The organism is Brevibacillus brevis (assembly GCF_900637055.1).
Taxonomy (GTDB): Bacteria; Bacillota; Bacilli; order Brevibacillales; family Brevibacillaceae; genus Brevibacillus; species Brevibacillus brevis.
Genome location: NZ_LR134338.1, coordinates 3,725,226 through 3,748,817 on the forward strand (window position 1 = coordinate 3,725,226; position 23,592 = coordinate 3,748,817).

Consider the following 23,592-nt stretch of genomic DNA (forward strand, 5'->3'; position numbering starts at 1 on the left):
AAAATAGAGCTTAAAAACAAGCCTTTCGTTTTTTCTTTCAATCTCCAAACCGCTTTTCTCATAATACCCATTCATTGTAGAAGGAATCGGACACGACACCTCAATAGGATAATCCTCGAAAATCTGAAGCATTTTACCCATTAGATTCTGCCCTCGGTAACTTGAACGAATTGCGAATTGATAAAGCAAAATAGTTTGTGTAGAGCTTTTCGGATAAAATCGTTAAGCTCCAACTATTTGGTCATTGTCTATTGCTACAACGACTTGCCTTCTACAAACAGCAGCAAATGCTCCATCCGGGCATAAAAGTTCCCTATTCGAAATACCATCATTATTTTCTTTAATATTATCCTGGAAGAAATAGGTGACATCATGTCCTAACCATGAGTTGGCAATTGTTATCTTCATGATTCAGTCTCCATATTATTCACTATCTTTTACATGTTTGTTCCACAATGCTTTGTCATAGTAATCAACGTAAAGACCTTGCGTGTTTCGCGTAAATGGATATAAATGAAAGTGTTCGTGACCATAAGTCCTAAGAAACGAACCTGCTCCTGTTCTTGAAAGGGGCTCAAATAAACCAGAAGCGTATTCAAATACTATCTTGCTCCCGATTATAAAAAGAGTGTCATAGTCCCGCTTAACGAATATCTTGTCATTATTTTTCTCATAATAGAATCTTGTATAATCATCATAACTTAAATCAGAAAATTTTCTTGGATTCACTTCAAAACTTCTAACTCTTCCCTTTTGCTGATGAACTTTCTGTCTTAGATCTTTCCACTGATGCGTATTAAGCTGTAATGAATGATGAAGAAAAACAAGTTCATTATTCTTTTTCATATGTGAAAATCTATGTAAGTGTATAGGTATGTCTTTTTCCATATTTGTTAAATAAATGAGTTTATCTCTGTGATCGGCACATATAAGTAGAACACAAGCTAAATGCTGCAACGATTGTTGATCGCCAAAAATCATAAATATGTCCTTATCAAATTCACATGCAAATATATCCTTTGTATGAAATGTAGGAGTTAGAACAATATACTTTCTGTTCTGTAACCGAATTTCTTTTTGAAGTAATTGGATTTTCAAAACTACCTCCAATAAATTTGATGATACACAATCTTTCCCTTCACTTTGCATTTTACAATTTTTAGAAAAGGAAAAATAGAGAATTACAAGTTATTTGTTTACAAAGTCCTTCCAAAACAAAAAGACACTAGCAAGCAAGTGCTAATGTCCTTTGGTATTGGTTAAAAATCATCTACATGAGTATCTACATCCTAGCTAATCTTCGCCTCAATCCGCAGCTTGTCCGCCACCATGGCAATGAACTCACTGTTGGTCGGCTTTGCCTTGGTGTTGGAAATCGTATAACCAAACAAGCTGGAGATGGAGTCCAGATTACCACGGGACCACGCTACTTCAATCGCATGACGGATCGCACGTTCTACGCGACTTGCGGTTGTATTGAATTTCTTTGCAATGTCCGGGTACAGGACTTTGGTAATCGAACCGAGCAGCTCGACATCGTTGTATACCATTGTAATCGCTTCCCGCAAATACAAATAACCTTTGATATGAGCAGGAACTCCAATCTCATGAATGATGCTGGTGATGCTCGCGTCCAAATTCCGACCGCGGATTTGCAGAGTAGCTTGCGGTTTCGCAGAAGAAACAAAAGAAGAGGCAGGTTTGGTTGTAATGATTTGACGGATGCGCTGAGCCAGCACCTCCATATCAAACGGTTTCAAAATGTAGTAAGCTGCTCCCAGCTCTACTGCTTTCTTCGTAATTTCTTCCTGCCCGAAAGCAGTCAACATAATAATTTTAGGTTGAGGACTTAAGCGCATGGCCTGAATTTGCTCCAAAACAGCCAAGCCATCCAGATGTGGCATGATGATATCCAAAATTAATACATCGGGTACACGTTCCTGCAGCAGTCGAACTACCTCATTGCCGTTGTAAGCAACACCCACAACATTCATGTCATACTGGCTACTGATGTACTCTTCTAACAGATTCACAAATTCTCGGTTATCATCTGCCAATAACACTTCAATCTTGCTCAAGGTCGTTCCTCCTAACAATGGACGGTCTTTTGGAAAGAAGGTGGCGTTCTAGAGGTTAACAAATCTAAAATGATTAGTCCATACCATCTTTTTCTCTACAAAAATTATTCGACAAAGCAAATTCCATTCCTGCCAATGACGAAAGATTGAATGATTTAACTGATATTTCGACAAAGAATCCACTCATTTCCAATCGATTCGTCAAAGGACTGCAAAATCCGAAAAAGCCGCCTCGCTTCGTTCGCGTGACGGCACTTCATTCAGGCAGCTTTGGTTGTATTCGTTCGGGATTCGGCAGTATCTCGCACATTCACGCCAGCATCCTGAAGCATCCATTCAATGTAGCAGCCGTATCCCGAAGTAGGATCATTGACAAATACATGCGTGACGGCACCGACGATCTTGCCTTTTTGAATGATGGGACTGCCGCTCATCCCTTGTACAATGCCACCTGTCTTTTCCAAAAGGCGTTTGTCCGTGACTTTAATAATCATCCCTTTGGTTGCAGGAAAATGCTGCTTGACTACGTTTGCGATCTCAATATCGAACTCTTCTACCTTCTGACCTTCCACGACAGTAAGAATTTTGGCTGGCCCTTCCTCTACCTGTTCAGCAAGAGCGATTGGTAACGGCTCTTGATAATAGCTGCGTTTGGGCTCGTCCTTCATTTTGCCGAAAATGCCAAAAGGGGTGTTTTTGGTTATATTTCCGAGGACTTCACTTTCATTGTAGAAACGCGCAAATTTCTCCCCTGGGTTGCCACTTTGTCCTTTTTCAATCGATGTGACACTTGCTTGCACGATCTGGCCATCTCCTACGACAATGGCTTGACCAGTATCAACGTCGGAAATGACGTGCCCTAATGCCCCGTACGCTTTGGAATTTGGATCATAAAAGGTCAGTGTCCCTACTCCTGCCGCTGAATCCCGAATATAGAGACCCATACGGTATTCACTGTCTTTTTTGTCTTTTGCCGGGTGCAAAGTGAGCGAAAGCTTTTCCTTGCCACGAACGACAAGCAATTGAACGGAATGATTCTTTTTCCCCGTTTCGTTAATCAATTTCTTTACGTCGTTCATGTCATTGATGTACATGTCGTTCATTTTGATAATCATGTCACCGACGTGTATACCTGCCTGTTCACCTGGAGAAAACTTGTTTTTACCATCGTCAACTAAATGATGACCGACAACCAAAACACCCGCTGTTTGCAGCTTCACCCCGATTGACTGTCCACCAGGGTACAACCGCAGATCTGGCAATACATTTACTTTTACAGCAGTCAGCGGAATGTTATGCCACTTCACCTGCAATTGGGCTTCCCCAGCCCTACGCGGTTCAACGGACATAGGCCTGCTCAAATCAACGGATACCTCACGCGCCTCTGTCCCGTTAACATGCAAAATATCAGGATTGCTATTGATTAGCGTGCCCATTACCGGCACAGAGACCCGTAGTTGCTCGAGGGACCCTTCCATCAAACGCAATTCACGGGGAAAGGAGGACAGATCGCGGAACGGGGTGGAACTCACGACAAGCGCCGTGATGAGGAGAAGGAGACTTCCCATCCATTTTCTTTTGTTTTGTCGGATCACCAGTAATCACTCCTACCGTTCCCTACCTACACCTACAAAACAAAACGGTCAAGTCCGTTTTGATTGACCGCAAGCGGTCATGAGGGACACCTCCACCTTGTGTACCTTTAATGTTGCCACCAGCCAAGCGGATTATGTCAGGAAAATAACCCACTCAAAACATTAGAAAACCAGGCTTCACAAGCCCTTGGCGAGACCGTCGTTGTACTACCTACAATAAAAAAAGACTGCCAGCTAAATTAGCTGACAGTCTTTCGTTCACGGCCGAGAAGAATCATCTCGCGCGCATGTTCTTCTGTTTTTGCTGTTACCTCAGCCCCGCTTAGCATGCGAGCCAGCTCCGTTACCCGTTCATCATCAGACAAACGATGCACCAGCGTCTCTGTTTCATTCTCGCTCATTTCCTTTTTAATCAGAAAATGCGCGTCTGCCATGGATGCAACCTGTGGCAAGTGCGTAATGCACAAGACCTGGCGCTGCCCAGCGACCCGGGCGAGCTTTTCTGCTATCGCTTGAGCTGCTCTTCCGCTTACACCCGTATCGACTTCATCAAAAATAAGGGTCTCCACTTGATCAGTGCCCGCCAAAATCGTTTTAATGGCCAACATGACGCGAGACAGCTCTCCGCCGGAAGCAATTTTCGCCAAAGGACGCAATGGCTCACCCGGGTTAGGTGAGATTAAAAACTCGATCTGATCCATTCCGTTCGCATCAACGAAGCGCTTGATACCGTCGATTTCTACCCCGTCATCATCCGGCGTCTGTCTGACGTCGATGGCAAAACGAGCACGCTCCATGTGCAGTTCTTTTAGCTGCTGCTCGATCTCTTGTGCGAGTTTTCCTGCACATTCGGAACGAATAACCGACAATTCCAGTGCCTCCACTGCCAAATCGGCTGCAAGCTCCTGCAATTGCTTTTCCACCTGCTGGAGGCGATCTTCGTAGTGATGCATGTCATCCAATTCATCCTGAATCGTGGCAGCATACTCCAAAATATCGTCTACACTTTTGCCATACTTGCGTTTTAACGACTGGATTTGATCAAGACGGCGTTCTACTTCCGCCAATTGCTCCGGTTCAAAATCCATTTGGTACGACAATTGACGAAGGTTATGCACCACATCTTCTATCTGATAGTATGCCGATTGGACCATTTCCAAAATCGGAACGAGCTGTTCTTCGTAGTTCACACCACGCTCAAGCTCGCCCATCGCATGTCCTAACCAATCCATGCCCTTTTGGTCACCATGCAATGCGCGGTATGCATCTTGAATCGTTGAATAAACTTTTTCAATGTTCATCCACTTTTTCCGCTGCTGCATGAGCTTCTCGTCTTCGCCAGGCGTGAGGGTTGCCGCCTCAATTTCATCGAGCTGATATTGCAATAGATCGATACGCTGAACCAGCTCCCGATCATTGCGCGCCATACGCTCCAGATCTTGCTTTGTTTTGCGGTAAGCAGCATACAGGGTGCCGTACTCTTGCTTTGCAGCTCCCAACGCACTTTCCCCATATGCGTCGAGCCAATTGATATGCTTGTCTGACTGCATCAACATATGCGTATCGTGTTGTCCATGCACCGTAACCAGCCATGGCCCCAACTCACGCAGCATAGCAAGGGTCACGAGCTGTCCATTGATTCGAATGATACTCTTCCCTTGATTCGATATATCTCGGCGTACCACAAGCATACCGTCTTGCTCAATCTGGACACCGACATTGTTACAAACGGCAAGTCCAGGGTGACCAGGCGGCAATTCAAACAGCCCTTCCACCTCTGCACGAGGCTGACCGTAACGGACAAAATCAGCCGAAGCCCGGCCTCCCAACAACAGTCCTAGCGCATCGATAATGATGGATTTACCGGCACCAGTCTCCCCTGTCAGGATGTTTAACCCTCTTTGGAAAGAGACTGTCACTGATTTGATGATGGCAAAATTTCGGATCGAGAGTTCAACTAGCATCGCAAGCGACCACCTTCTACAACATTTCCATTAAGCGTTTCGTCACTTCATTGGTATTTTCTTTGGAACGGCAAATAATCAGGATGGTGTTGTCGCCACTGATAGTCCCCATGATTTCTTCCCATGGAAGGTTGTCAATCAGTTCAGCTACCGCATTCGCATGTCCCGAAAGTGTCTTCAGTACAATAAAATGATCGGCTTGGTCAATGCTAATAAAGGAATCCACAAGCATGCGTTTCAGCTTTTGCAGTGGATTGAATTTTTGTTCAGCAGGCATTGAATACTTATATCGTCCATCAGGGAGTGGCACTTTTACCAAGTGTAGTTCCTTGATGTCTCGGGATACAGTCGCTTGCGTCACGTTAAAGCCAGCAGTCCGCAAGCGGTCCACCAGATCATCCTGTGTTTCCACCTCTTGATTGCTGATGATCTCCCGAATACGAATATGTCGTTGCCCTTTGTTCATATGGATTACTCCCATTCCCCTTGTAATTTCGTTCGTATTGCTTCGAAAAAGCCACCTTTTTTCCACTTGATCAGCGGGGTAACACACGGTGACTTTTTAATGTAAATCTGATCGCCGCCCTCGAGTCGATACCCAAACTGCCCGTCAATGGACAGTCCCATCTCTTGATGAATGGCATCCACTTCGACCCGGATCGTTTGATTGCCTGACAGTACCATTGGTCGGGCCGTCAAGGAATGAGGAGCCACCGGTGTCAGTAATAGCATGTCCACATTGGGCGCCACTATTGGACCGCCTGCAGAGAGTGAGTATGCCGTTGAACCTGTCGCCGTAGAGACAATGACACCATCTCCGCTGAACGTCGCGACGTACTCATCATCCAGAAAGACCGCACATTGAATGATCCGGCAAAATGACCCTTTTGCAATCCCTATATCATTCATTGCCGTGTATGTCCCCAGTGTGATTCCTTTTCGCACCAAACAGGCTTCCAGCATGGCTCTCTTTTCAATGTCGTACTTTCCAGAAAGGAGATTGTCTACAGCCTGAGGCAGATGCTCCGGTTCCGCTTCCGACAAAAAGCCCAACGTACCTAAATTAATTCCAAAGATCGGGATAGAGTGACCGGCAAGCTGGCGAGCAATTCTGAGTAGCGTGCCATCGCCTCCCAATACACAAACCAAATCCGCCTGCTTCCCCATCTCTTCTACAGATGCGCCCAGTTCTGGATGCCCTACATCTGGTGCGACATGTTCATCCAGGAATACGTGCGCCCCTCTGTCCTCAAGTAAATACAGCAGTTCCCGTGCAACGATACGTGCTTCGGGTTTTCCTTTGTTCGCTATGATTCCAATTTTCTTCACGTGGTCCACCCCAAAACTGGTTGGTTGGAAATCCTTCTTGAACAACCTCATATTCAAGTATACAACTTCACATGCATAAATAAAAAGCCTCGTTTGTGACAAAACTCCCGAGGCTTTGGTTTTTCATCCTATTTCAAATTCGCATGCGCAGACGCAACTACCTCTGTCACGCATTGCAACCAAGCTTCCGAATCCATGCCGCCCTCACTTTTCTGGACATGCATAACAAATTCAATGTTTCCTTCCCCTCCTGTAATCGGAGAGTAATCCAAGCCTTTCAGTGCGAAACCCAATCCACTGGCAAATTGGCCAATGTCAGTCAGAACGCTCTCGTGTACTTCTGGATCACGGACGATTCCATTCTTTCCGACTCTATCCTTGCCTGCTTCAAATTGAGGCTTGACCAGGGCAAGGACGTCACCGCCATCGAGCAAAAAACGATACAACACAGGCAATATCAATCGCAGAGAAATAAACGATACGTCAATCGATGCTGCGTTTGGGCGTTCATGCTCAAAAGCTTCCGGGTCCATATGACGGAAATTCGTCCGTTCCATGACAACCACTCGCTCATCCTGTCGCAAGCTCCATGCGAGCTGTCCATACCCGACATCAATGGCGTATACAAGTCGCGCACCGTTTTGCAGTGCACAGTCTGTAAAACCGCCAGTCGAAGCTCCGATGTCCATCATAACACGATCCTTCATGTCGATCGCAAAGACCCGCAATGCCTTTTCCAGCTTGAGGCCCCCCCGACTCACATACGGGTGTACCTCTCCCTTCACCGTAATCGCAACATCCTCGGCAAATTTGGTTCCCGGCTTGTCACAGCGCTCGCCAGCTACTTGCACAAGGCCTGCCATTACGGCTGCTTTTGCTTTTTCTCTGGTCTCATAATGGCCTCTTTCGACCAAGAGAACATCGATCCGTTCTTTCCTTACACTCATGCTTCCACTACGCCCTTCGAAATTGGCATCAAGGATCGGACACGAGCAGCGATATTATCAGCTGTGAGACCGACCTCTTGCCGCTGTTCTTTCACACTTCCATGCTCAACAAAATAATCAGGTACCGCAACAACCTGTACATTCATTTCGTGATAGCCTGCACGATTGTAGCATTCAATGACAGCGCTGCCGAATCCGCCCATTTCACAGCCTTCTTCAACCGTAATGATATCGTAGCCTTCCTTTGCCAGACGGAACAAAAGCTCTTCGTCCAAAGGCTTGCAAAAACGTGCATTGACAAGCATCGGCTTGATTCCTTCTTCTTGAAGCTGATTGGCAGCCGCCTCAGCAATTTCGAATACGTGACCAAACGAGAGAATCGCCACGTGTTTGCCTTCGCGTACAATCTCCGCTTTTCCAATTGGCAACACTTGCAGATCGTCATCCATTTTGACGCCACGAATTGGCAATCGCGGATAACGATAAGAGATCGGACCGCCCTTATATTCCACTGCTGTCTTCATCATGTGACGCAGCTCATTTTCATCCTTCGGTGCCATAATGACCATGTTCGGAATGATGCGCATGAATGCCACATCGTACATCCCTTGGTGTGTCTCCCCGTCTGCTCCGACGAGTCCAGCACGGTCAACGGCGAAAATCACATGGAGCTTTTGGCGCGCGACATCGTGGATCAACTGGTCATAGGCTCTTTGCAAAAAAGTCGAATAAATCGCAAAGACCGGCTTCAAGCCTTGTGTCGCTAATCCTGCCGCAAATGTACATGCGTGCTGCTCTGCAATCCCAACGTCAAACAATCTATCAGGGTACTTCTGTCCAAATGGGATCAAACCTGAACCCGCTGGCATCGCTGGGGTAACAGCCACGATCGATTTGTCTTCATCTGCGAGCTTCATCATCGTATCCGCGAAAACAGACGTATACGTTGGTGCAGATTTTGGTGTATCCCCTGACTCGATTTTATACGTACCGATACCATGCCACTTGACCGAGTCAGCTTCAGCTGGCGCATAGCCTAGTCCTTTTTTCGTGATGGCATGGATTAAAACAGGGCCTTTTGTATGCTTGGCTGTTTTCAGTGTATCGAGCAAAAGCTCCATGTTATGTCCGTCAATTGGACCAATATACGTAAAGCCTAGCTCTTCGAAGAGAACGCCAGATACGAGCAAGTACTTCATGCTGTCCTTGAAGCGTTCAGCCATGTGAGCTAATTTGCCCCCTACAGCAGGAATGGATTTCAACAATCCTTCGACTTCATCCTTCGCCCATTGATAGTTCTCCGTCGAGCGAATTTTCCCCAAGTAGTTGTGCAAGGCACCAACGTTTGGCGCGATGGACATTTCGTTATCATTTAACACAACGATGACATTCTTGCGCTCATGACCGATGTGGTTCAAGGCCTCCAGAGCCATACCGCCTGTCAGCGCACCGTCTCCGATCACAGCAACGACATGGTTCTTTTCTTTTTTCAAATCCCGCGCAGTTGCCATCCCCATTGCGGCAGACAGCGACGTGCTGCTATGCCCGGTTTCCCATACGTCATGCGGGCTTTCCACCATTTTGGGAAACCCGCACAACCCTTTGTACTGACGCAAGGTCGGAAACATCTCCCGGCGTCCTGTCAGCATTTTATGTACATATGCTTGATGTCCGACATCCCAGATCAGCTTGTCCTTGGGACTGTCAAAAACATAGTGCAGCGCTAGCGTCAGCTCGACGACACCCAGATTCGGCGCGAGATGTCCGCCTGTTTTCGAGAGCGTTTCGATTAGAAACTGACGGATCTCGGATGCCAATGTATGCAACTGCGGTTGCGTGCACTTTTTCAAGTCTTGAGGATCATTTATAGTAGTAAGCAGCATTGGTATTCCTCACTTTCCACTGTTCGTTCTCCGGCGATTGTGCATGCTGCATATCAATCAAGCCACTAGAAAACCCGGCTTTTCTTATTGCTATAGCCGATTCCGCTTATTTTCAGCTTGATTCATTATAACGGTTTCTTAATAAAAACACCACTTTTGATCAACATATACGAATATGAAGGCGATATCTTGCATTTTCTGGTAAGATGGTTTGGAATACATAATCCGAACAAAAGAGGTGGACGTCCGTGAAGTTCTCACAAATTCAGTATGAGCGCATGGATATGGACAAAGTTGAAGGACAATTCGCGCAATTATTGGAAGCGTTTCAACATGCTTCAAGCTTCTCCGAGCAAGATACGATCATGGCTCAATTGAACAAACTGCGACAAGAAGTGGAATCTGCGCGGAATGTCGCACAAATTCGCCACACAATCAATACAGAAGATCCCTTCTACAAAGCGGAGCAGGACTATTGGGATGATGCAACTCCTTTGTATACTGGCATCGTTTCCCGCTATTATCAGGCGATCGTCGATTCACCCTTCCGCGCTGAATTGGAAGAAAAATGGGGAGCACAGCTGTTTCGCATCGCAGAGAGCACACTCCGTACATTTTCTCCGGAAGTTATCACTGATTTGCAGGAAGAAAACCGTTTGGCCAGTCAATATGTCGCACTGAAAGCTTCTGCCAAAATCATGTTTGAAGGAGAAGAGCGAAACCTTTCGGAGATGGTTCCTTTTACAATTGCAAAAGATAGAGACATACGAAAACGCGCTAATGAAGCGAAGTATGATTATATGCGGCAACATACGGACGAATTTGATCGCATTTACGATACTCTCGTCAAGGTACGCACACGCATCGCCAAAAAACTCGGCTTCAATAGCTTCGTGGAGCTAGCCTACGCACGTATGAATCGTACCGATTACAACGCAGAAATGGTAGCCAGTTTCCGCCGGCAAGTGCTTGAGCACATCGTTCCAGTAGCGTCAAAGCTCGTTGAACGTCAGCGCCAACGCATTGGTGTCGATACACTAGAGTATTACGATCTTTCCTTTGATTTCGCTACAGGGAATCCAAGCCCGAAAGGCTCTCCGGAATGGATTGTGGAAAACGGGAAAAAGATGTATGCCGAGTTGTCACCTGAAACCGACGAATTTTATAACTTCATGCTAGACAATGACTGTTTAGATCTATTGAGCAAAAAAGGAAAGGCTACAGGCGGCTACTGTGAATACATCAGCCACTACAGACTCCCCTTTATTTTCGCCAATTTTAACGGTACCTCTGATGATATTGACGTACTTACGCACGAGGCAGGGCATGCGTTTCAAGTGTATGTAAGCCGGGATTTTGAGGTTCCTGAATATCATTTTCCAACCTATGAGGCATGTGAAATACATTCGATGAGCATGGAATTTTTGACATGGCCATGGATGGAGCATTTTTTCAAGGAAGATACCGACAAATACAAATTCTCTCATCTGAGCAGCGGTCTCCAGTTCATTCCGTACGGCGTCTCTGTGGATGAGTTCCAGCATGTTGTCTACGAGAACCCAGATATGACCCCGGCAGAGCGTAAACACGCTTGGCGTGAAATTGAGCGCAAGTACCTCCCGCATCGCAATTATGCACAGAATGAGTATCTTGAGGAGGGCGGGTTCTGGCAGCAGCAAACGCATATTTTCCAAAGTCCCTTCTATTACATCGACTACACACTTGCACAGATTTGCGCGTTCCAATTTTGGAAACGATCTCAATCTGAGCCGAAGCAAGCTTGGGAGGATTATTTGACGCTTTGCCAAGAGGGAGGCAGTAAATCGTTTCTCGAGCTGGTACAAGTGGCGAAGCTGTATTCTCCATTTGAGGACGACTGTATACCATCGGTGATTGGCGAGATTGAACAATTTTTAAATAGCATTGACGACAAAAGCTTGTAATAGGTAGTTACACAAAAAAGCTGGCATTTCCCGTATGGGTTGCCAGCTTTCCCTTATTTATTGCGATCACGCACGTAGTCGGCCAAAGGGCTGAGTGCTGAATTCTCGATTCCCGCATCTGCAAGCGCTGCTTTTGCCTCCGCAATCAATTCATCAAGACGCGCCTTCGATTCGGCTAGACCAAGAAGCGATGGGTACGTCGCTTTTTCCCGATCCGCATCGCTGCCAACTGCTTTCCCCAGCTCTTGGGCATCCCCTTCCACATTCAAGATGTCATCCTGAATTTGAAAAGCAAGACCAATGCAAACACCATAGCGTGTCAATGCTTCCATTTGACCTTCGGATGCTTCAGCGAGGTAGCCTCCCCCGCGCAAGGCTGCGATCAAGAGATCACCCGTTTTGTGACGATGAATAAATTCGAGCTGATCGAGGTTTAGGCGCTTGCTCTCCCCTTCGATATCAGCCATCTGTCCGCCAACCATGCCAGTTGCTCCTGCGCGTTTTCCCAGCTCCGCAATCAGTTTCACGGTAGTAGCCGCTGAAACATCCGCGCGATCCATGTAAGCTTCTGCAATGTATGCGAACGCTCTCGTCAGCAAGGCATCTCCTGCGAGAATGGCTGTTGCTTCACCGAATACTTTGTGGTTGGTCGGTTTTCCGCGACGAAGATCATCGTCGTCCATCGCAGGGAGGTCATCGTGAATCAAGGAGTACGTATGTATCATTTCCAAGGCAGCCGCAAATGCCACACCCCGTTCAATCGGCTTGTCCAGTGCTTCGAGGACCGCCAACACCAGCATGGGACGCAACCTTTTTCCGCCTGCCATGAGCGAATACTTCATGGATTCGTACAAGTTTTCCGGAACTCCTTGCTGCTCAAGGGCAGGCAGGAGTCTTTGTTCTATAAAGGCGGTCTTCTCCACCAAATAACTCTCGAATGTATGCACGCCGATCATGATTCTCCTTCCACGCGAAAAGCCTTCTGCTTTACCTGTCCGTCTTCTTCCACCAACTGGGTAATCTTCGCTTCGATTGCATCCAGCTTTTGGCCACAAATTCTGGAAAGAGTTACTCCTTCCTGATAAAGCGTAATCGCTTCTTCGAGGGGAATATCTCCTTCCTCGAGTCGATTGACGACTTCTTCCAGACGCTTCATCGCGTCCTCGAACTGCATATCAGTCTCTTGTTCTGTTTTCTTGCGAGCCACTCTGCTTCTCCTCCTCCCGGTTCACTTTTTCCACACGCGCAGTCGCACTGCCATCACTTAATCGTACCATGATCTCGTCACCAGGGGCAAACTGTTCCACCGATTTCACGAGTCTGTCATTGGTGTATACGAGTGAGAATCCACGCTGCATGACCTTCAGCGGACTCAGTGCTTCCAACGTAGCTACACGAGCTGCGAATGCCATTCTTTTTTGGTTGAGACGCCCCAGCATCCGTTCGTCCAAGGTGGCGCGGAGTTTAGACAGATTTTTTCTTTTATCCCCGATTTGATCAGCGAGGCGATAGCGCTTGATCTGTTCGTCTAATCTCGCATAGCGTTCGCGTCTTCTTTCCAGCAAATGCTTCATCGATTGTCGCATCCGCAAATGTGCCCGATCCAATCGTTCTGCGGCTTCCTCGAGCCTCCGCTCCGGCTGGCGCATCGCATACGAATTGCTCAAGCGTGTCAAACGGTTTCTCTGCTCTGTCATGGTACCACGCACTGCTCGATGCATCCGTATTTCGAGCTGCCGCACTCTCTCGACCCATTCCAAATAATGCGGTACAGCCAATTCAGCAGCTGCTGTCGGCGTAGCTGCCCGGACATCTGCTACGAAATCGGCGATCGTCACATCCGTCTCGTGTCCTACAGCGGAGATGACAGGGATGAGTGATGCAGCAATTGCCCTCGCTACGTTTTCATCATTAAACGCCCACAGCTCCTCAATGGAACCACCACCGCGCCCAACGATGAGAACATCAATGTCAGGCTGATCGTTCATGATCCGAATTGCGGAGACAATCGATGCAGGTGCATCCGCACCTTGGACAACTGCTGGTGAAAGTACAATCTCTGCCTGCGGATATCGCCTGCGAATCGTCGTGCAAATATCTCGAATGGCCGCTCCTGTCGGAGAAGTAACGACACCGACACGTTTGGGAAAACGCGGGAGCATTCGCTTCCTCTCTGCTGCGAACAACCCTTCTTGAGCCAATTTTTCTTTCAGCTGCTCAAATGCTAAATAAAGCGAGCCGAGACCATCTGGCTGCATTTCTTTTGCGTACAACTGATATGCGCCATCCCGTTCGTATGCAGAAATAGACCCGCGTACAATTGCTTTTGCCCCATCTTTTGGCAAGAAACGCAGGAAGCGGTTATGGCTCGCAAACATGACGACTTTGATACGTGACTGCTTGTCCTTTAGCGTGAAATACATATGACCGCTGGAATGGTGGGTAAAATTGGAGATTTCCCCTCTCACCCATATATCTTGCAGGTGGGGTTCCTTTTCCAGCACCAGCTTAATATAACGATTGAGATCACTGACAGATAAGATATCTTGTAATGCCATGCGGCCCCTCCTTTACAAAAACTTGGCTTAGCCGTGCATGTAACAAGGACTATGCAAAAGAATGGATAAAGCTTATGCCTTATCCATTCTATAATAAGTTGCCGATTTTCCTTCTATTGTTTTGCTTGCTTTTTTGCTGCCGCAACGGTATTTTTCAGCAGCATCGTAATCGTCATCGGGCCAACACCGCCTGGAACAGGTGTTAAAAAGCTAGCCACTTCTTTGACTTCGTCGAACTTGACATCTCCAACCAGCTTACCCGTTTCGATGCGATTCACACCAACGTCAATGACGACAGCGCCCGGTTTGACATGCTCCTTGCCGATCATATGAGCCCTACCGGTTGCAACGACGAGGATGTCTGCCTTTTGGGTGTATTCCTCGAGATTTTGCGTGCGAGAATGACACATGGTTACCGTAGCATTTTCCTGTTGCAGTAGCAATGAGACCGGCTTACCAACGATGTTGCTTCGTCCGATCACCACGGCATGTTTGCCTGCCATTGGGGTGCCTGTGCGCTTGATCAATTCAATAACCCCGTGCGGCGTGCAAGGAAGCATCGTATCATTTCCCAATACCATGTTTCCTACACTAATCGGATGGAAACCGTCCACATCTTTTTCAGGTGCTATGGCTTCAATTACCGCATGCTCTGAAATATGAGCAGGAAGAGGAAGCTGAACCAAAATCCCATTAACGTTCGGATTTTCGTTCAACTGTTGAATGATAACCAACAACTCTTCCTCTGTGATGTCAGCGTCCTTCCTAATAATCTCGGATGAAATACCGACTTCCTCGCAGCCTTTTGCTTTCCCACGTACATAGGAGTGAGAAGCTGGGTCGTCCCCCACAATGACAACAGTCAACCCCGGTACGATCCCTTGCTTTTTCAATTCAGCTACTTCGTTCGCCAATTCGGCCCGAATACTCTGTGCTACTTCTTTTCCCTGAAGAATGGTTGCAGCCATGGAGAAAATGCCTCCTTTATCAACGTCGATACGTTAAGTGTACCGATTTCCCCCTCAGCTGTAAAGCCGAATTATAAAAAGTTCGCATTTATTTAATGTTCGTCTTTTGCTTCATCCACCCCAACATAGCGACTCCATAGGCATTATCACCGGAGTAAACGGGGTCACAGAAGTACAGCTTCGCCTTCACAGCAGGGTGTTCCAGGCGTTTGATCAGCCGCTCGCGTATGTAATAATTAGCAGCTACTCCTCCAACAATCAAGATGTCCTTCGGGTAGCCTTGCTCTACTGCATGGCGCAATGACTTCTCTAGTGTATTGGCAATGCATTGCTCTGTCGCCCGCGCAATCTCAGCAGGGCTCGTACTACCCTTCTCCACTTCCCGCAAAAGCGATGCTTCTGGACCAGAAAAACTAAAGGAAAGCCCGTCAACCGCTGAAGAAATCCGAAACCCGCCTGTTGAGTCCTTGGCTAACTGTTCCAACGCGGGACCGGCAGGAAAGGACAGTCCGAGTGCCACACCAATCCGATCGACCAGTTGACCTGCGTGCAGATCGATCGTCCCACCGATTTTCTCAATGGCATAACCGGCTGTATGACGCTCGCACAACAACAACTCGCTGGTGCCGCCAGACAAATGCACAGCCAAAAAGCGATCCTCTGTCGGACGCACCTCAGCGGTATATTCCCCCGCCGCGATATGTCCCTCTTGATGAGTCGTCAAGTGCAGGGGAACCCGCAAATAAGTCGCCAACGATTTCGCCAAGCCCTCGCCTACCTTAAATACAGGCATATAAGATCCGTCTTGCGGACGCGGCTTCTCGCTCACGCAAATCGCTGCAATCTCGTAATCCTTCCACTTCATCTCTTCACTTAATTCCGGCAGGTTCATCACATGCTGAAAGACGGCTTCGGATTGTTGCAGTCCGCGCTTGCCCTCCTTTACTTTCAGAAGGCGTTTTGCTTCTGCGACAATTCGGCCGTCTTCCTCAGCCAAGCACAGTGATGTCCGGTAATTGCTCGTGTCGATTCCCAACATTACCTTACTCATGCTTGTATCTCCTACCTGTTACGCCTGCTTGGTTTCACGTGATTGCAAGAAGCTCGACAACACACCGTTAATGTATCGGTGGGACTGCTCGTCGCTAAAGAGCTTCGCGATTTCAATCGCTTCGTTCATCACGACTTTGTCAGGAGTGTCTTGCTCGAACATGATCTCGTAAAACGCCAGACGAAGAATAGCTCGATCTACATTGGCGATGCGTTCCAATTGCCATCCACGCAGATACTTCTTGATTTCTGAATCAATCTCAGTCAAGTTCTTCAATACACCATCGAGGAGATAACGCAAATACTGTGCATTTTCCTCGGATTCTTCCATGACGAGGGCAACCGCATCCGTTAGCGGAACCTCTGCCATATCGATTTGGAAAAGACATTGGACTACTTTTTCTCGTGCTGTTCTTCGTTTCATACCATTCATTCACCTACTAATTAAAATGAGCTCGGACTTTCCTTCTATCACCGAAACTTGCCTGGCAAAATCTTGTCGAGAATTTCACGCAAGTCTTCTTTATGATCGAGCTTGCGACCAATATAATACCCGGTCCCGACAAACACAACAAAAACCAGTGTATCCCAAAATCCCACGAGAAGGTAGATGATGCCTAAAAAAAGTCCGGCCAAAACCCCCATTAGCTTCCCCTTGTGTTCCCACATTAACTCCCGCACCATTTACTTCACCTTCTATTCCACCCGTTTACGAGCCGCGTAGTTTTCCTGCTGAGCTACTTCCGTCACGACAATGGCTACCTCAGAAATGACAACACCAGCAATCCCTTCGACTTGCTCCTTCACGTCAGCCTGTAGCTTCTGTGTCAGTTCAGGCAATGGCGTCTCTCCATCTACTGAAACACGCAGGGTGATAATATTGCCGCTCTCGAGTGCTTTGACTGTCGTTTTCATATCGCGCACTCCTTTAACACGGCGCGCTGCACGCTCAGCAATGGTCTGGATCGTCTGAATCGTAATGTTGACCTCACCCAAATCACTGCGCTGACGGATTCCCCGTTCTACTTTAGGCTTGTTAGAGCGGAAAGAACTGAAAAAGAAGCGAAGGCTAACTACGAGGAAAATGATCGCGACAATGAGATAGGTGATGTTCGTACCCGCCAGCACCTGATCCACGTATGGACGGAAAAAGTCTTGCGGGATCAATCCGCTGGTCGCTGCTATCGCGATGCAGGACAAAACAATGAGCGCAAAGCTGTAAATCGTCAAGATAAAGCGGTCAAACAAGTTCACAAGCACCTCTCCTTTCAGCCATGTTTGAAAAAGGAGACAAACACGGCACGCTCCAGAAAACTCCATGAATTTACGCGGAAAGCCTAAACAAAATCAGGTTTTCAAATGAGGAAAATGCCCCCTGTTCGTAGGGGGCATCCATCCGCTGCTTGTTAGCGCACGCGCTGGTGTTCTTCGACCGGTACTGGTGCCGGCGCTTTTTCTTCTGCTTTCAACTCAACATCAACGATATGTACGTTTACTTCAACTACTGAAAGACCTGTCATGCTCTCAATCGCATTGCGTACACTATCTTGAATATTTCGAGCGACTTCCGGGATGCGATGTCCGTATTTAACAATGATCGAAACATCCACCGCTGCTTCGCGGGAGCCAACCTCTACACGCACACCACGTGCTATATTTTTACGGCCTAAACGTTCAGCTATTTCTCCTACGAAACCGCCGCTCATTTGCGCCACACCTTCTACTTCGGACGCAGCCATGCCGGCGATCACTTCCAACACTTCGGGAGCGATCTGGACCTTACCAAGCTCTGTTCTATCTAAATCTGGAGTAAACTCTTCCATGCTTCGCACCTCCCTTTAATTTGTAATTCATTATACCAAGCACACCGTATTTTTACAAATCAGCCCTACTTACTCTTCATCCAGGTTCAAGTCGTAGGTTTCCAAGAATTTCGTATCGAAATTCCCGCTGACAAATACTTCGTGCTCCAATACCTTCAAATGGAATGGAATCGTTGTCGTAATACCCTCTATGACGAATTCGCTCAAGGCACGCTTCATACGGTCAATCGCTTCGTTACGATCCTTGCCCCACACAATCAGCTTGGCGATCATAGAGTCGTAGTAGGGCGGAATGGAATATCCCGCATACGCTGCACTGTCTACGCGCACACCAAAGCCGCCTGGCGCCAAATATTCCGTGATACGACCTGGCGAAGGCATAAAGTTTTTCGCAGGATTCTCAGCATTAATGCGGCATTCAATAGCCCAGCCGTCCAGTTGGATATCCTCTTGCGTAAAGGACAATGGTTGACCTGCCGCTACGGTCAGCTGCTCCTTGATCAGGTCAAAGCCAGTCACCAGCTCGGTTACAGGGTGCTCTACCTGAATACGTGTATTCATTTCCATGAAGTAGAATTGTCCGTGTTTGTCCAGCAAAAACTCGACAGTGCCCGCACCGTGATAGGAAACGGCCTTTGCCGCCGCAACCGCAGCTTCACCCATTTGTCGGCGCAGCTCTTCACTCAATGCTGGAGATGGCGCTTCCTCGATCAGCTTTTGGTGACGACGTTGGATGGAGCAGTCGCGCTCACCCAGGTATACGGCATTGCCATGCTTGTCTGCCATGATTTGAATTTCCACATGGCGTGGGCCTTCCACGAACTTCTCCAAGTAAACCCCTGGATTGCCAAAAGCCGTTTTTGCCTCGTTTTGCGCCTGACGGATTGCTTTTTCCAAATCTGCGTCGTCTACGGCTACGCGCATTCCGCGTCCGCCGCCACCCGCTGTCGCTTTGACCATGACAGGATAGCCAATCTCGTTTGCGGTGACTACAGCGTCAGCCACATCTTCGATCAAGCCTTCCGTACCTGGTACAGTAGGTACACCTGCCGTTTTCATCGTATCCTTCGCTGTGGACTTGTCCCCCATCTTCACAATTGCTTCTGGGTCTGGACCGATAAAGGCAATGTTGCAGGCGGTACAAATCTCGGCAAAGTCGGCGTTTTCCGCCAAGAAGCCATAACCAGGATGGATGGCGTCTGCCCCTACCTTGGTCGCTACACTCATGATGTTTGCTATATTCAAATAGCTTTCCTTGGATGCCTTTGGACCAATACAGTAGGCTTCGTCGGCCAGCTTCACATGAAGCGCTTCACGATCCGCTTCGGAGTAGACGGCGACCGTACGAATGCCCAACTCGCGGCATGCCCGGATAATACGCACGGCAATCTCCCCGCGATTGGCAATCAATACTTTTTGAAACATTCCGCTCTCCCCCACCTTATTCTGGCTTCACCAAAAACAATGCTTGGCCATACTCAACCAATTGGCCGTCTTCTACGAGCACTTTCACGATCTCGCCGCTTACTTCTGCTTCGATTTCGTTAAAGAGTTTCATGGCTTCCACGATGCAAACGACTTTGCTCGCAGTTACTTTGTCACCAGCTTGTACGTAAGGCGGCTTGCCTGGTTCTGGTGCGCTATAGAAAGTCCCTACCATTGGAGATACAATCTTGTGGAGATTTGCTTCATCCGATGCTTGTACAGCTGCTTTCGGAGCTTCTGCTGCGACTGGCGCTGCTGCGGCAACTGGCTGAGCCGGGATATGTGCTACTGGTGCTGCAACAGGAGCTTGAACCGCTGGTTGCGTGACGACAATCGTTTCCGTACCATTGGATTTTTTCAGAGACACCTTGGCACCTTCTGTTTCCAAGTTAAATTCTTGAATGGATGATTGATCAATTAACTTAATGATTTCGCGGATTTCATGCATTTTCATTACGAACAAGCACTCCTTCTTTTCTTTCAATAGAGGTTCGTGGAGTCCATTATGTATCCTTTTGGCAAACCATAAATCCATGGTAGCCTGTTGCCTATACCACGTCAAGAAAGGATTTCCCCGCTTCTTTTCCAACAGAAGCGAGAAAATCCTTACCATCATGCCCGTTTCCCTTGTCCCTTATAACGGGGGGCACAACCTAGTTTCTTAGGAAGACTTGTATTCAACGATAATGTTAGTGGCTGGGAGATTCAAGTGTTGCTTCACACTTGCGATGATCTCTACTACTTCATTTGCGCTTAATTTATCTTTTTGTACAATGACTGTCGCCTTGTCATTTTTGACGGTAACTACCGCATCCTGGTAGCCACTCGCCTTGAGCATTTCTTCTGCAGTCATCGTAGCACTTTCCATATTGGACAATTCTTCAAACTTGGCCATCGCTTCTGCTACTGCCTGTGGAGAGGAATCCGTGCTGTTTACGATCGCAAGCTGTTCGTCTTTTTGTTGCTGCAGCATGGCTTCGCGTTTCATTTTGTATCCTTGGAAGATTTCACTCGCCGTTTCTGCAACTGGGACAACCGTGTTCGTTGCTGCTGGTTTCGCTTCCGGCGCAGCAGGAGTTTTGGCTTCCTGCGTACCACTTTTACCGTCTACCGGAGTTTCCTTTGGAGCTTGATCGACAGGAGTTGCTTGTGGTGCGTGATCTACTTGCTTGGATTCAACAACCACACCGGAAATTTGTTCTTGTTTCTGGACGGCTTGCTCTTGTCCTGATGTTGGGACCTGTTCTTGCGGCCCCTTCACCAAGTAATATCCGGAGAGCACAACCATGACAGCAAGCATTGTCAACAACCATACCGTTTGCTTTCGCAGAATCATTCGCCATTACCTCCTACCCTTTTTTGGGCAATATGGATATTTTATAAGCGGGAACATCCAAAACCTTTTGAACGGCTTCAGTGATCCACGCTTTAACCTGGATGTTATCGGCCCCTTTAGCGACTACCAGGACCCCGCGGACTTGCGGCTTCAGTGTCTTCACGATGACGGGTGCATCTTGCTTCCCACCTTGTACGATGACGACCTGCTCATCTCGTGACTGGTCATTTTGATTGCGGGTTGCCTTTTCTTTGTCCATTTCCTGATTGGTTGAGGAACGAATGTTGCGGTTTTTTTCCACAACGAGCTCTGGTGTTGATTCCAGATTGACCATGACCTCCACTTCGCCTACGCCGACAACAGAAGCGAGAATATCGCGTAGCTGCGTCTCGTAAATGTTTTCGTATTCGGCAATGACATCGGTAGTCGGTGATCCCCCCAGCACCTGGGAAGTTGCATCGCCTCCAGGGGGACCTGGCGCCTCACTCCCTATATCTCCAAATCTGAGTGGCTGATCTTTTTCCACTCTGAGGAAATCCGTCAAAATCATAATGGCTACGCCAATTCCCAATATGACGATGAAATAATGCAGCGGCTTTAGTTTTTGGTTTTTGCCCTTGCTCCCCACTGCGATTTTCTTTTCTTCCTGCATCGTCTCGCCTTGTTGCTTCATGAACAGCGTTTTCAGCTTTTCCCATAATTGGTTCATTGTTTTCACCTCACTTCACTAACGGTATCCGCTACTGTTTTTCTCTTTCTTTCGATTCGTCCGTGATGACAACCTGACTCTTCGAAAGCCCCCACTCTTTGGCGACATCGTTTGTGATTTGCGCGTAAAGTGGATTGTCATGATGAGCTGTTGCTGCCATATCTGATTTGGGATCAGGTTGTATTTCAATTGGTTCGCCAATCGTAATCTCAACAGGCTGGATAGGTTTAATCGGTTCAATCGTGCTCTGCCCTTTTTGCTCTTCCTTGTTCGTGTCACCGACTACCATCTCGATTCGCTCAAGGGTTGGCTTTTCCGGATTTTGCTGATTGACGGTAATCGTGACATCTTCGACAGTTACGCCGTACTGCTCTTTGACACTGGCTTTTACTGAGGACGCTACCTGTGACTGGACGTAAGCGGTCATCTGTTGGTTTTGTTGACCGAGCAGCTTGTCAGTGATGCGTTTCCACTCTGCCGAAGCAGGCTTGTTCAGCTCTTGTTGGTAGCGATCCAGACGAAAGGCCAAATCTTCCTGCGAGAGGCTGAACAGACTAAACACAGGAGAAATAATCGTCAGCAAAAGAATCAAGCCCATCACCATTTTTACGTAGCGTTGCAGTGTCGTATTGGGCAGGATCAGATCGAGGAAGGCAGCCAAAAGGACGAGCAGGATAATTTTTTTCAACCACAGTGTTAACCACGTCATCTCATCACCTACCGAACCATCATGGAGATGTTGCCCGCTGCAATAATGATCGTAATCGCCAGAAAGAACATCAAGCCAACCGTCGCCAAGGCAGCGAAGACGAACATAAGACTTTTCCCAATCGTACCTAACGCACTGATGATTGGGCTGTTTCCAAGCGGTTGGAGTACGGCAGATGACAGATTATAGATGAGTGCCAGTACCAGTATCTTCAAAGCCGGAAACGCGCATAGCATGATCAGGATCAAAACTCCCGCCAAGCCAACGGCATTTTTGACCAGTAGCGAGGCATTGAGTACGGTATCTGCCGCATCGGAGAACACACGACCAACTATCGGGATGAAATTGCCCGTGATGTATTTCGCTGTTCGGAGAGTGACCCCGTCCGCAACGGCTGAAGTCGCTCCTTGTATGGAGATGATGGCGAGAAAGATCGTCAGAAATGACCCAAGGACACCCATTGCAATATTGCGTAGCAAGGTCGCTAACTGAGTGACTTTGTACCTCTCTGAAAACAGGCTGACGATAGAGAGCATCGCTGAGAGAAACAGAAGCGGGAACACGACGTAAGAGATTATCATGCCGCTGGTGTTGATCATGAAAATAATCAGCGGGTGAAACATTGTGGCCGATGCCAGATTTCCTACCGAAGCAAGCAGCGCGATAACGAGCGGGATCATGGCCAGCATGAAATCAGACATGTTCGCGATTGCGTCTTTGGCATAGGTAATGGCGACGTGAAAGCTGTTGATCGCAAGTACCATCAAGACGAGATAAGTAATCGAGTAAGCCACTGTCGATACCGCATTGCGTTCAAAAGCGTTCTGCATCGTTTCGAGAATCATCGCAAAGACCGTAATGATAATGATGGAGCTGAGCAGCTTGCCATTCATCAAAATCTCATGAAAGATGAATTTTCCTATTCCTTGCAGGACTCCTGAAATACTGAAGTCACCTTCCTGCATGAGGATTTGGATAAAGCCTTCCGATTTCAAATCGGGCAAGTACCCTTTATAGTCTCGCTGCAACTGTTGCCAATACTGATCGACTCGGTCTAGCTGCAAGTGATCGACCTGTTGTTGCACGATTTGATTGATCGGTCCGGCTGCAGGTGCAACAGCGGGTGTCACAGCAGCAGACACAGATACCGGAAACAAGACAAGGAGCAGGAACCAGAACAGAATCAGCTTGCAAGTGTGTGCCATGGACATCCCA

At 47.6% G+C, this 23,592-nt stretch carries 25 protein-coding genes; 1 reads left to right on the plus strand and 24 read right to left on the minus strand.

What is annotated here, in order from left to right; genetic code table 11:
* Positions 1-222 precede the first annotated feature (222 nt).
* The 9 genes from EL268_RS17670 to dxs all read right to left on the minus strand — a co-directional run bounded on the left by EL268_RS17670 (position 223) and on the right by dxs (position 9,796).
* Positions 223-408 (minus strand): hypothetical protein, encoded by a 186-nt coding sequence (locus tag EL268_RS17670; protein WP_106652935.1) that lies wholly within the window; start codon positions 406-408, stop codon positions 223-225.
* 15 nt (positions 409-423) lie between these two features.
* On the minus strand, positions 424-1,098 hold the full coding sequence (locus EL268_RS17675) for a hypothetical protein (RefSeq protein ID WP_106652934.1): 675 nt from the start codon (positions 1,096-1,098) through the stop codon (positions 424-426).
* A 191-nt stretch (positions 1,099-1,289) separates the two neighbouring features.
* A complete protein-coding gene (gene spo0A / locus EL268_RS17680; protein WP_016739922.1) occupies positions 1,290-2,078 on the minus strand; it encodes a sporulation transcription factor Spo0A in 789 nt (262 codons plus the stop codon).
* A gap of 260 nt (positions 2,079-2,338) precedes the next feature.
* Positions 2,339-3,673, minus strand: a complete 1,335-nt coding sequence (gene spoIVB, locus EL268_RS17685) for a SpoIVB peptidase (protein ID WP_106652933.1) — start codon at positions 3,671-3,673, stop codon at positions 2,339-2,341.
* 239 nt (positions 3,674-3,912) lie between these two features.
* Entirely contained in the window at positions 3,913-5,637 is a 1,725-nt protein-coding gene (gene recN / locus EL268_RS17690; protein WP_106652932.1) for a DNA repair protein RecN, read from the minus strand.
* Positions 5,638-5,653: 16 nt separating this feature from the next.
* Positions 5,654-6,103 carry a transcriptional regulator AhrC/ArgR gene (ahrC, locus tag EL268_RS17695; protein WP_047068862.1) on the minus strand — a complete coding sequence of 150 codons (450 nt, stop codon included), beginning with the start codon at positions 6,101-6,103 and terminating at the stop codon, positions 5,654-5,656.
* 5 nt (positions 6,104-6,108) lie between these two features.
* Positions 6,109-6,966, minus strand: coding sequence for an NAD(+)/NADH kinase (locus EL268_RS17700; RefSeq protein ID WP_106652931.1), 858 nt, complete (start codon positions 6,964-6,966; stop codon positions 6,109-6,111).
* A 128-nt stretch (positions 6,967-7,094) separates the two neighbouring features.
* Positions 7,095-7,913 carry a TlyA family RNA methyltransferase gene (locus EL268_RS17705; protein WP_106652930.1) on the minus strand — a complete coding sequence of 273 codons (819 nt, stop codon included), beginning with the start codon at positions 7,911-7,913 and terminating at the stop codon, positions 7,095-7,097.
* On the minus strand, positions 7,910-9,796 hold the full coding sequence (dxs, locus tag EL268_RS17710) for a 1-deoxy-D-xylulose-5-phosphate synthase (RefSeq protein WP_106652929.1): 1,887 nt from the start codon (positions 9,794-9,796) through the stop codon (positions 7,910-7,912). Before dxs ends, EL268_RS17705 begins: the two co-directional genes overlap by 4 nt.
* A gap of 248 nt (positions 9,797-10,044) precedes the next feature.
* Between dxs and EL268_RS17715 the strand changes: the two genes are divergently transcribed.
* Positions 10,045-11,739: a M3 family oligoendopeptidase gene (locus EL268_RS17715; protein WP_106652928.1), complete on the plus strand. Its 1,695-nt coding sequence runs from the start codon at positions 10,045-10,047 to the stop codon at positions 11,737-11,739.
* 53 nt (positions 11,740-11,792) lie between these two features.
* Here the strand turns inward: EL268_RS17715 and EL268_RS17720 are convergent, their stop codons facing one another.
* The 15 genes from EL268_RS17720 to spoIIIAE all read right to left on the minus strand — a co-directional run bounded on the left by EL268_RS17720 (position 11,793) and on the right by spoIIIAE (position 23,582).
* Complete coding sequence (locus EL268_RS17720) at positions 11,793-12,695, minus strand: polyprenyl synthetase family protein (RefSeq protein WP_106652927.1); 903 nt, start codon at positions 12,693-12,695, stop codon at positions 11,793-11,795.
* Positions 12,692-12,946 (minus strand): exodeoxyribonuclease VII small subunit, encoded by a 255-nt coding sequence (gene xseB / locus EL268_RS17725; protein ID WP_048032540.1) that lies wholly within the window; start codon positions 12,944-12,946, stop codon positions 12,692-12,694. Before xseB ends, EL268_RS17720 begins: the two co-directional genes overlap by 4 nt.
* Complete coding sequence (gene xseA / locus EL268_RS17730; protein WP_106652926.1) at positions 12,915-14,297, minus strand: exodeoxyribonuclease VII large subunit; 1,383 nt, start codon at positions 14,295-14,297, stop codon at positions 12,915-12,917. Before xseA ends, xseB begins: the two co-directional genes overlap by 32 nt.
* Positions 14,298-14,410: 113 nt before the next feature.
* Positions 14,411-15,265 (minus strand): bifunctional methylenetetrahydrofolate dehydrogenase/methenyltetrahydrofolate cyclohydrolase FolD, encoded by an 855-nt coding sequence (gene folD, locus EL268_RS17735; protein WP_106652925.1) that lies wholly within the window; start codon positions 15,263-15,265, stop codon positions 14,411-14,413.
* Positions 15,266-15,353: 88 nt separating this feature from the next.
* Positions 15,354-16,316, minus strand: a complete 963-nt coding sequence (locus tag EL268_RS17740; protein ID WP_106652924.1) for a tRNA (adenosine(37)-N6)-threonylcarbamoyltransferase complex transferase subunit TsaD — start codon at positions 16,314-16,316, stop codon at positions 15,354-15,356.
* 18 nt (positions 16,317-16,334) lie between these two features.
* Positions 16,335-16,739, minus strand: a complete 405-nt coding sequence (gene nusB, locus EL268_RS17745; RefSeq protein WP_088907127.1) for a transcription antitermination factor NusB — start codon at positions 16,737-16,739, stop codon at positions 16,335-16,337.
* Positions 16,740-16,786: 47 nt separating this feature from the next.
* The gene (locus tag EL268_RS17750) at positions 16,787-16,999 is read right to left on the minus strand and encodes a DUF2273 domain-containing protein (RefSeq protein WP_106652922.1); all 213 of its coding nucleotides are present in this window, start codon (positions 16,997-16,999) and stop codon (positions 16,787-16,789) included.
* Positions 17,000-17,011: 12 nt separating this feature from the next.
* A complete protein-coding gene (amaP, locus tag EL268_RS17755) occupies positions 17,012-17,569 on the minus strand; it encodes an alkaline shock response membrane anchor protein AmaP (RefSeq protein WP_106652921.1) in 558 nt (185 codons plus the stop codon).
* Positions 17,570-17,721: 152 nt separating this feature from the next.
* Positions 17,722-18,138, minus strand: a complete 417-nt coding sequence (locus tag EL268_RS17760) for an Asp23/Gls24 family envelope stress response protein (protein WP_106652920.1) — start codon at positions 18,136-18,138, stop codon at positions 17,722-17,724.
* Between the two features lie 69 nt (positions 18,139-18,207).
* Positions 18,208-19,563, minus strand: coding sequence for an acetyl-CoA carboxylase biotin carboxylase subunit (gene accC, locus EL268_RS17765; RefSeq protein WP_106652919.1), 1,356 nt, complete (start codon positions 19,561-19,563; stop codon positions 18,208-18,210).
* Positions 19,564-19,579: 16 nt separating this feature from the next.
* The gene (gene accB, locus EL268_RS17770) at positions 19,580-20,077 is read right to left on the minus strand and encodes an acetyl-CoA carboxylase biotin carboxyl carrier protein (protein WP_106653151.1); all 498 of its coding nucleotides are present in this window, start codon (positions 20,075-20,077) and stop codon (positions 19,580-19,582) included.
* 207 nt (positions 20,078-20,284) lie between these two features.
* A complete protein-coding gene (locus tag EL268_RS17775) occupies positions 20,285-20,959 on the minus strand; it encodes a SpoIIIAH-like family protein (protein ID WP_106652918.1) in 675 nt (224 codons plus the stop codon).
* 13 nt (positions 20,960-20,972) lie between these two features.
* Positions 20,973-21,668: a stage III sporulation protein AG gene (spoIIIAG, locus tag EL268_RS17780; RefSeq protein ID WP_106652917.1), complete on the minus strand. Its 696-nt coding sequence runs from the start codon at positions 21,666-21,668 to the stop codon at positions 20,973-20,975.
* 31 nt (positions 21,669-21,699) lie between these two features.
* Positions 21,700-22,377 (minus strand): stage III sporulation protein AF, encoded by a 678-nt coding sequence (spoIIIAF, locus tag EL268_RS17785; RefSeq protein WP_106652916.1) that lies wholly within the window; start codon positions 22,375-22,377, stop codon positions 21,700-21,702.
* Positions 22,378-22,385: 8 nt separating this feature from the next.
* The gene (gene spoIIIAE / locus EL268_RS17790) at positions 22,386-23,582 is read right to left on the minus strand and encodes a stage III sporulation protein AE (RefSeq protein WP_106652915.1); all 1,197 of its coding nucleotides are present in this window, start codon (positions 23,580-23,582) and stop codon (positions 22,386-22,388) included.
* Positions 23,583-23,592 lie beyond the last annotated feature (10 nt).

Coding starts and splice junctions, on each gene's coding strand:
- EL268_RS17670 (WP_106652935.1), bottom strand. CDS start 408: ATGAAGATAACAATTGCCAACTCATGGTTAGGACATGATGTCACCTAT.
- recN (WP_106652932.1), bottom strand. CDS start 5,637: ATGCTAGTTGAACTCTCGATCCGAAATTTTGCCATCATCAAATCAGTG.
- ahrC (WP_047068862.1), bottom strand. CDS start 6,103: ATGAACAAAGGGCAACGACATATTCGTATTCGGGAGATCATCAGCAAT.
- EL268_RS17705 (WP_106652930.1), bottom strand. CDS start 7,913: ATGAGTGTAAGGAAAGAACGGATCGATGTTCTCTTGGTCGAAAGAGGC.
- dxs (WP_106652929.1), bottom strand. CDS start 9,796: ATGCTGCTTACTACTATAAATGATCCTCAAGACTTGAAAAAGTGCACG.
- EL268_RS17720 (WP_106652927.1), bottom strand. CDS start 12,695: ATGATCGGCGTGCATACATTCGAGAGTTATTTGGTGGAGAAGACCGCC.
- xseA (WP_106652926.1), bottom strand. CDS start 14,297: ATGGCATTACAAGATATCTTATCTGTCAGTGATCTCAATCGTTATATT.
- folD (WP_106652925.1), bottom strand. CDS start 15,265: ATGGCTGCAACCATTCTTCAGGGAAAAGAAGTAGCACAGAGTATTCGG.
- EL268_RS17740 (WP_106652924.1), bottom strand. CDS start 16,316: ATGAGTAAGGTAATGTTGGGAATCGACACGAGCAATTACCGGACATCA.
- nusB (WP_088907127.1), bottom strand. CDS start 16,739: ATGAAACGAAGAACAGCACGAGAAAAAGTAGTCCAATGTCTTTTCCAA.
- EL268_RS17750 (WP_106652922.1), bottom strand. CDS start 16,999: ATGGTGCGGGAGTTAATGTGGGAACACAAGGGGAAGCTAATGGGGGTT.
- EL268_RS17760 (WP_106652920.1), bottom strand. CDS start 18,138: ATGGAAGAGTTTACTCCAGATTTAGATAGAACAGAGCTTGGTAAGGTC.
- accC (WP_106652919.1), bottom strand. CDS start 19,563: ATGTTTCAAAAAGTATTGATTGCCAATCGCGGGGAGATTGCCGTGCGT.
- accB (WP_106653151.1), bottom strand. CDS start 20,077: ATGAAAATGCATGAAATCCGCGAAATCATTAAGTTAATTGATCAATCA.
- EL268_RS17775 (WP_106652918.1), bottom strand. CDS start 20,959: ATGATTCTGCGAAAGCAAACGGTATGGTTGTTGACAATGCTTGCTGTC.
- spoIIIAG (WP_106652917.1), bottom strand. CDS start 21,668: ATGAACCAATTATGGGAAAAGCTGAAAACGCTGTTCATGAAGCAACAA.
- spoIIIAF (WP_106652916.1), bottom strand. CDS start 22,377: ATGACGTGGTTAACACTGTGGTTGAAAAAAATTATCCTGCTCGTCCTT.
- spoIIIAE (WP_106652915.1), bottom strand. CDS start 23,582: ATGGCACACACTTGCAAGCTGATTCTGTTCTGGTTCCTGCTCCTTGTC.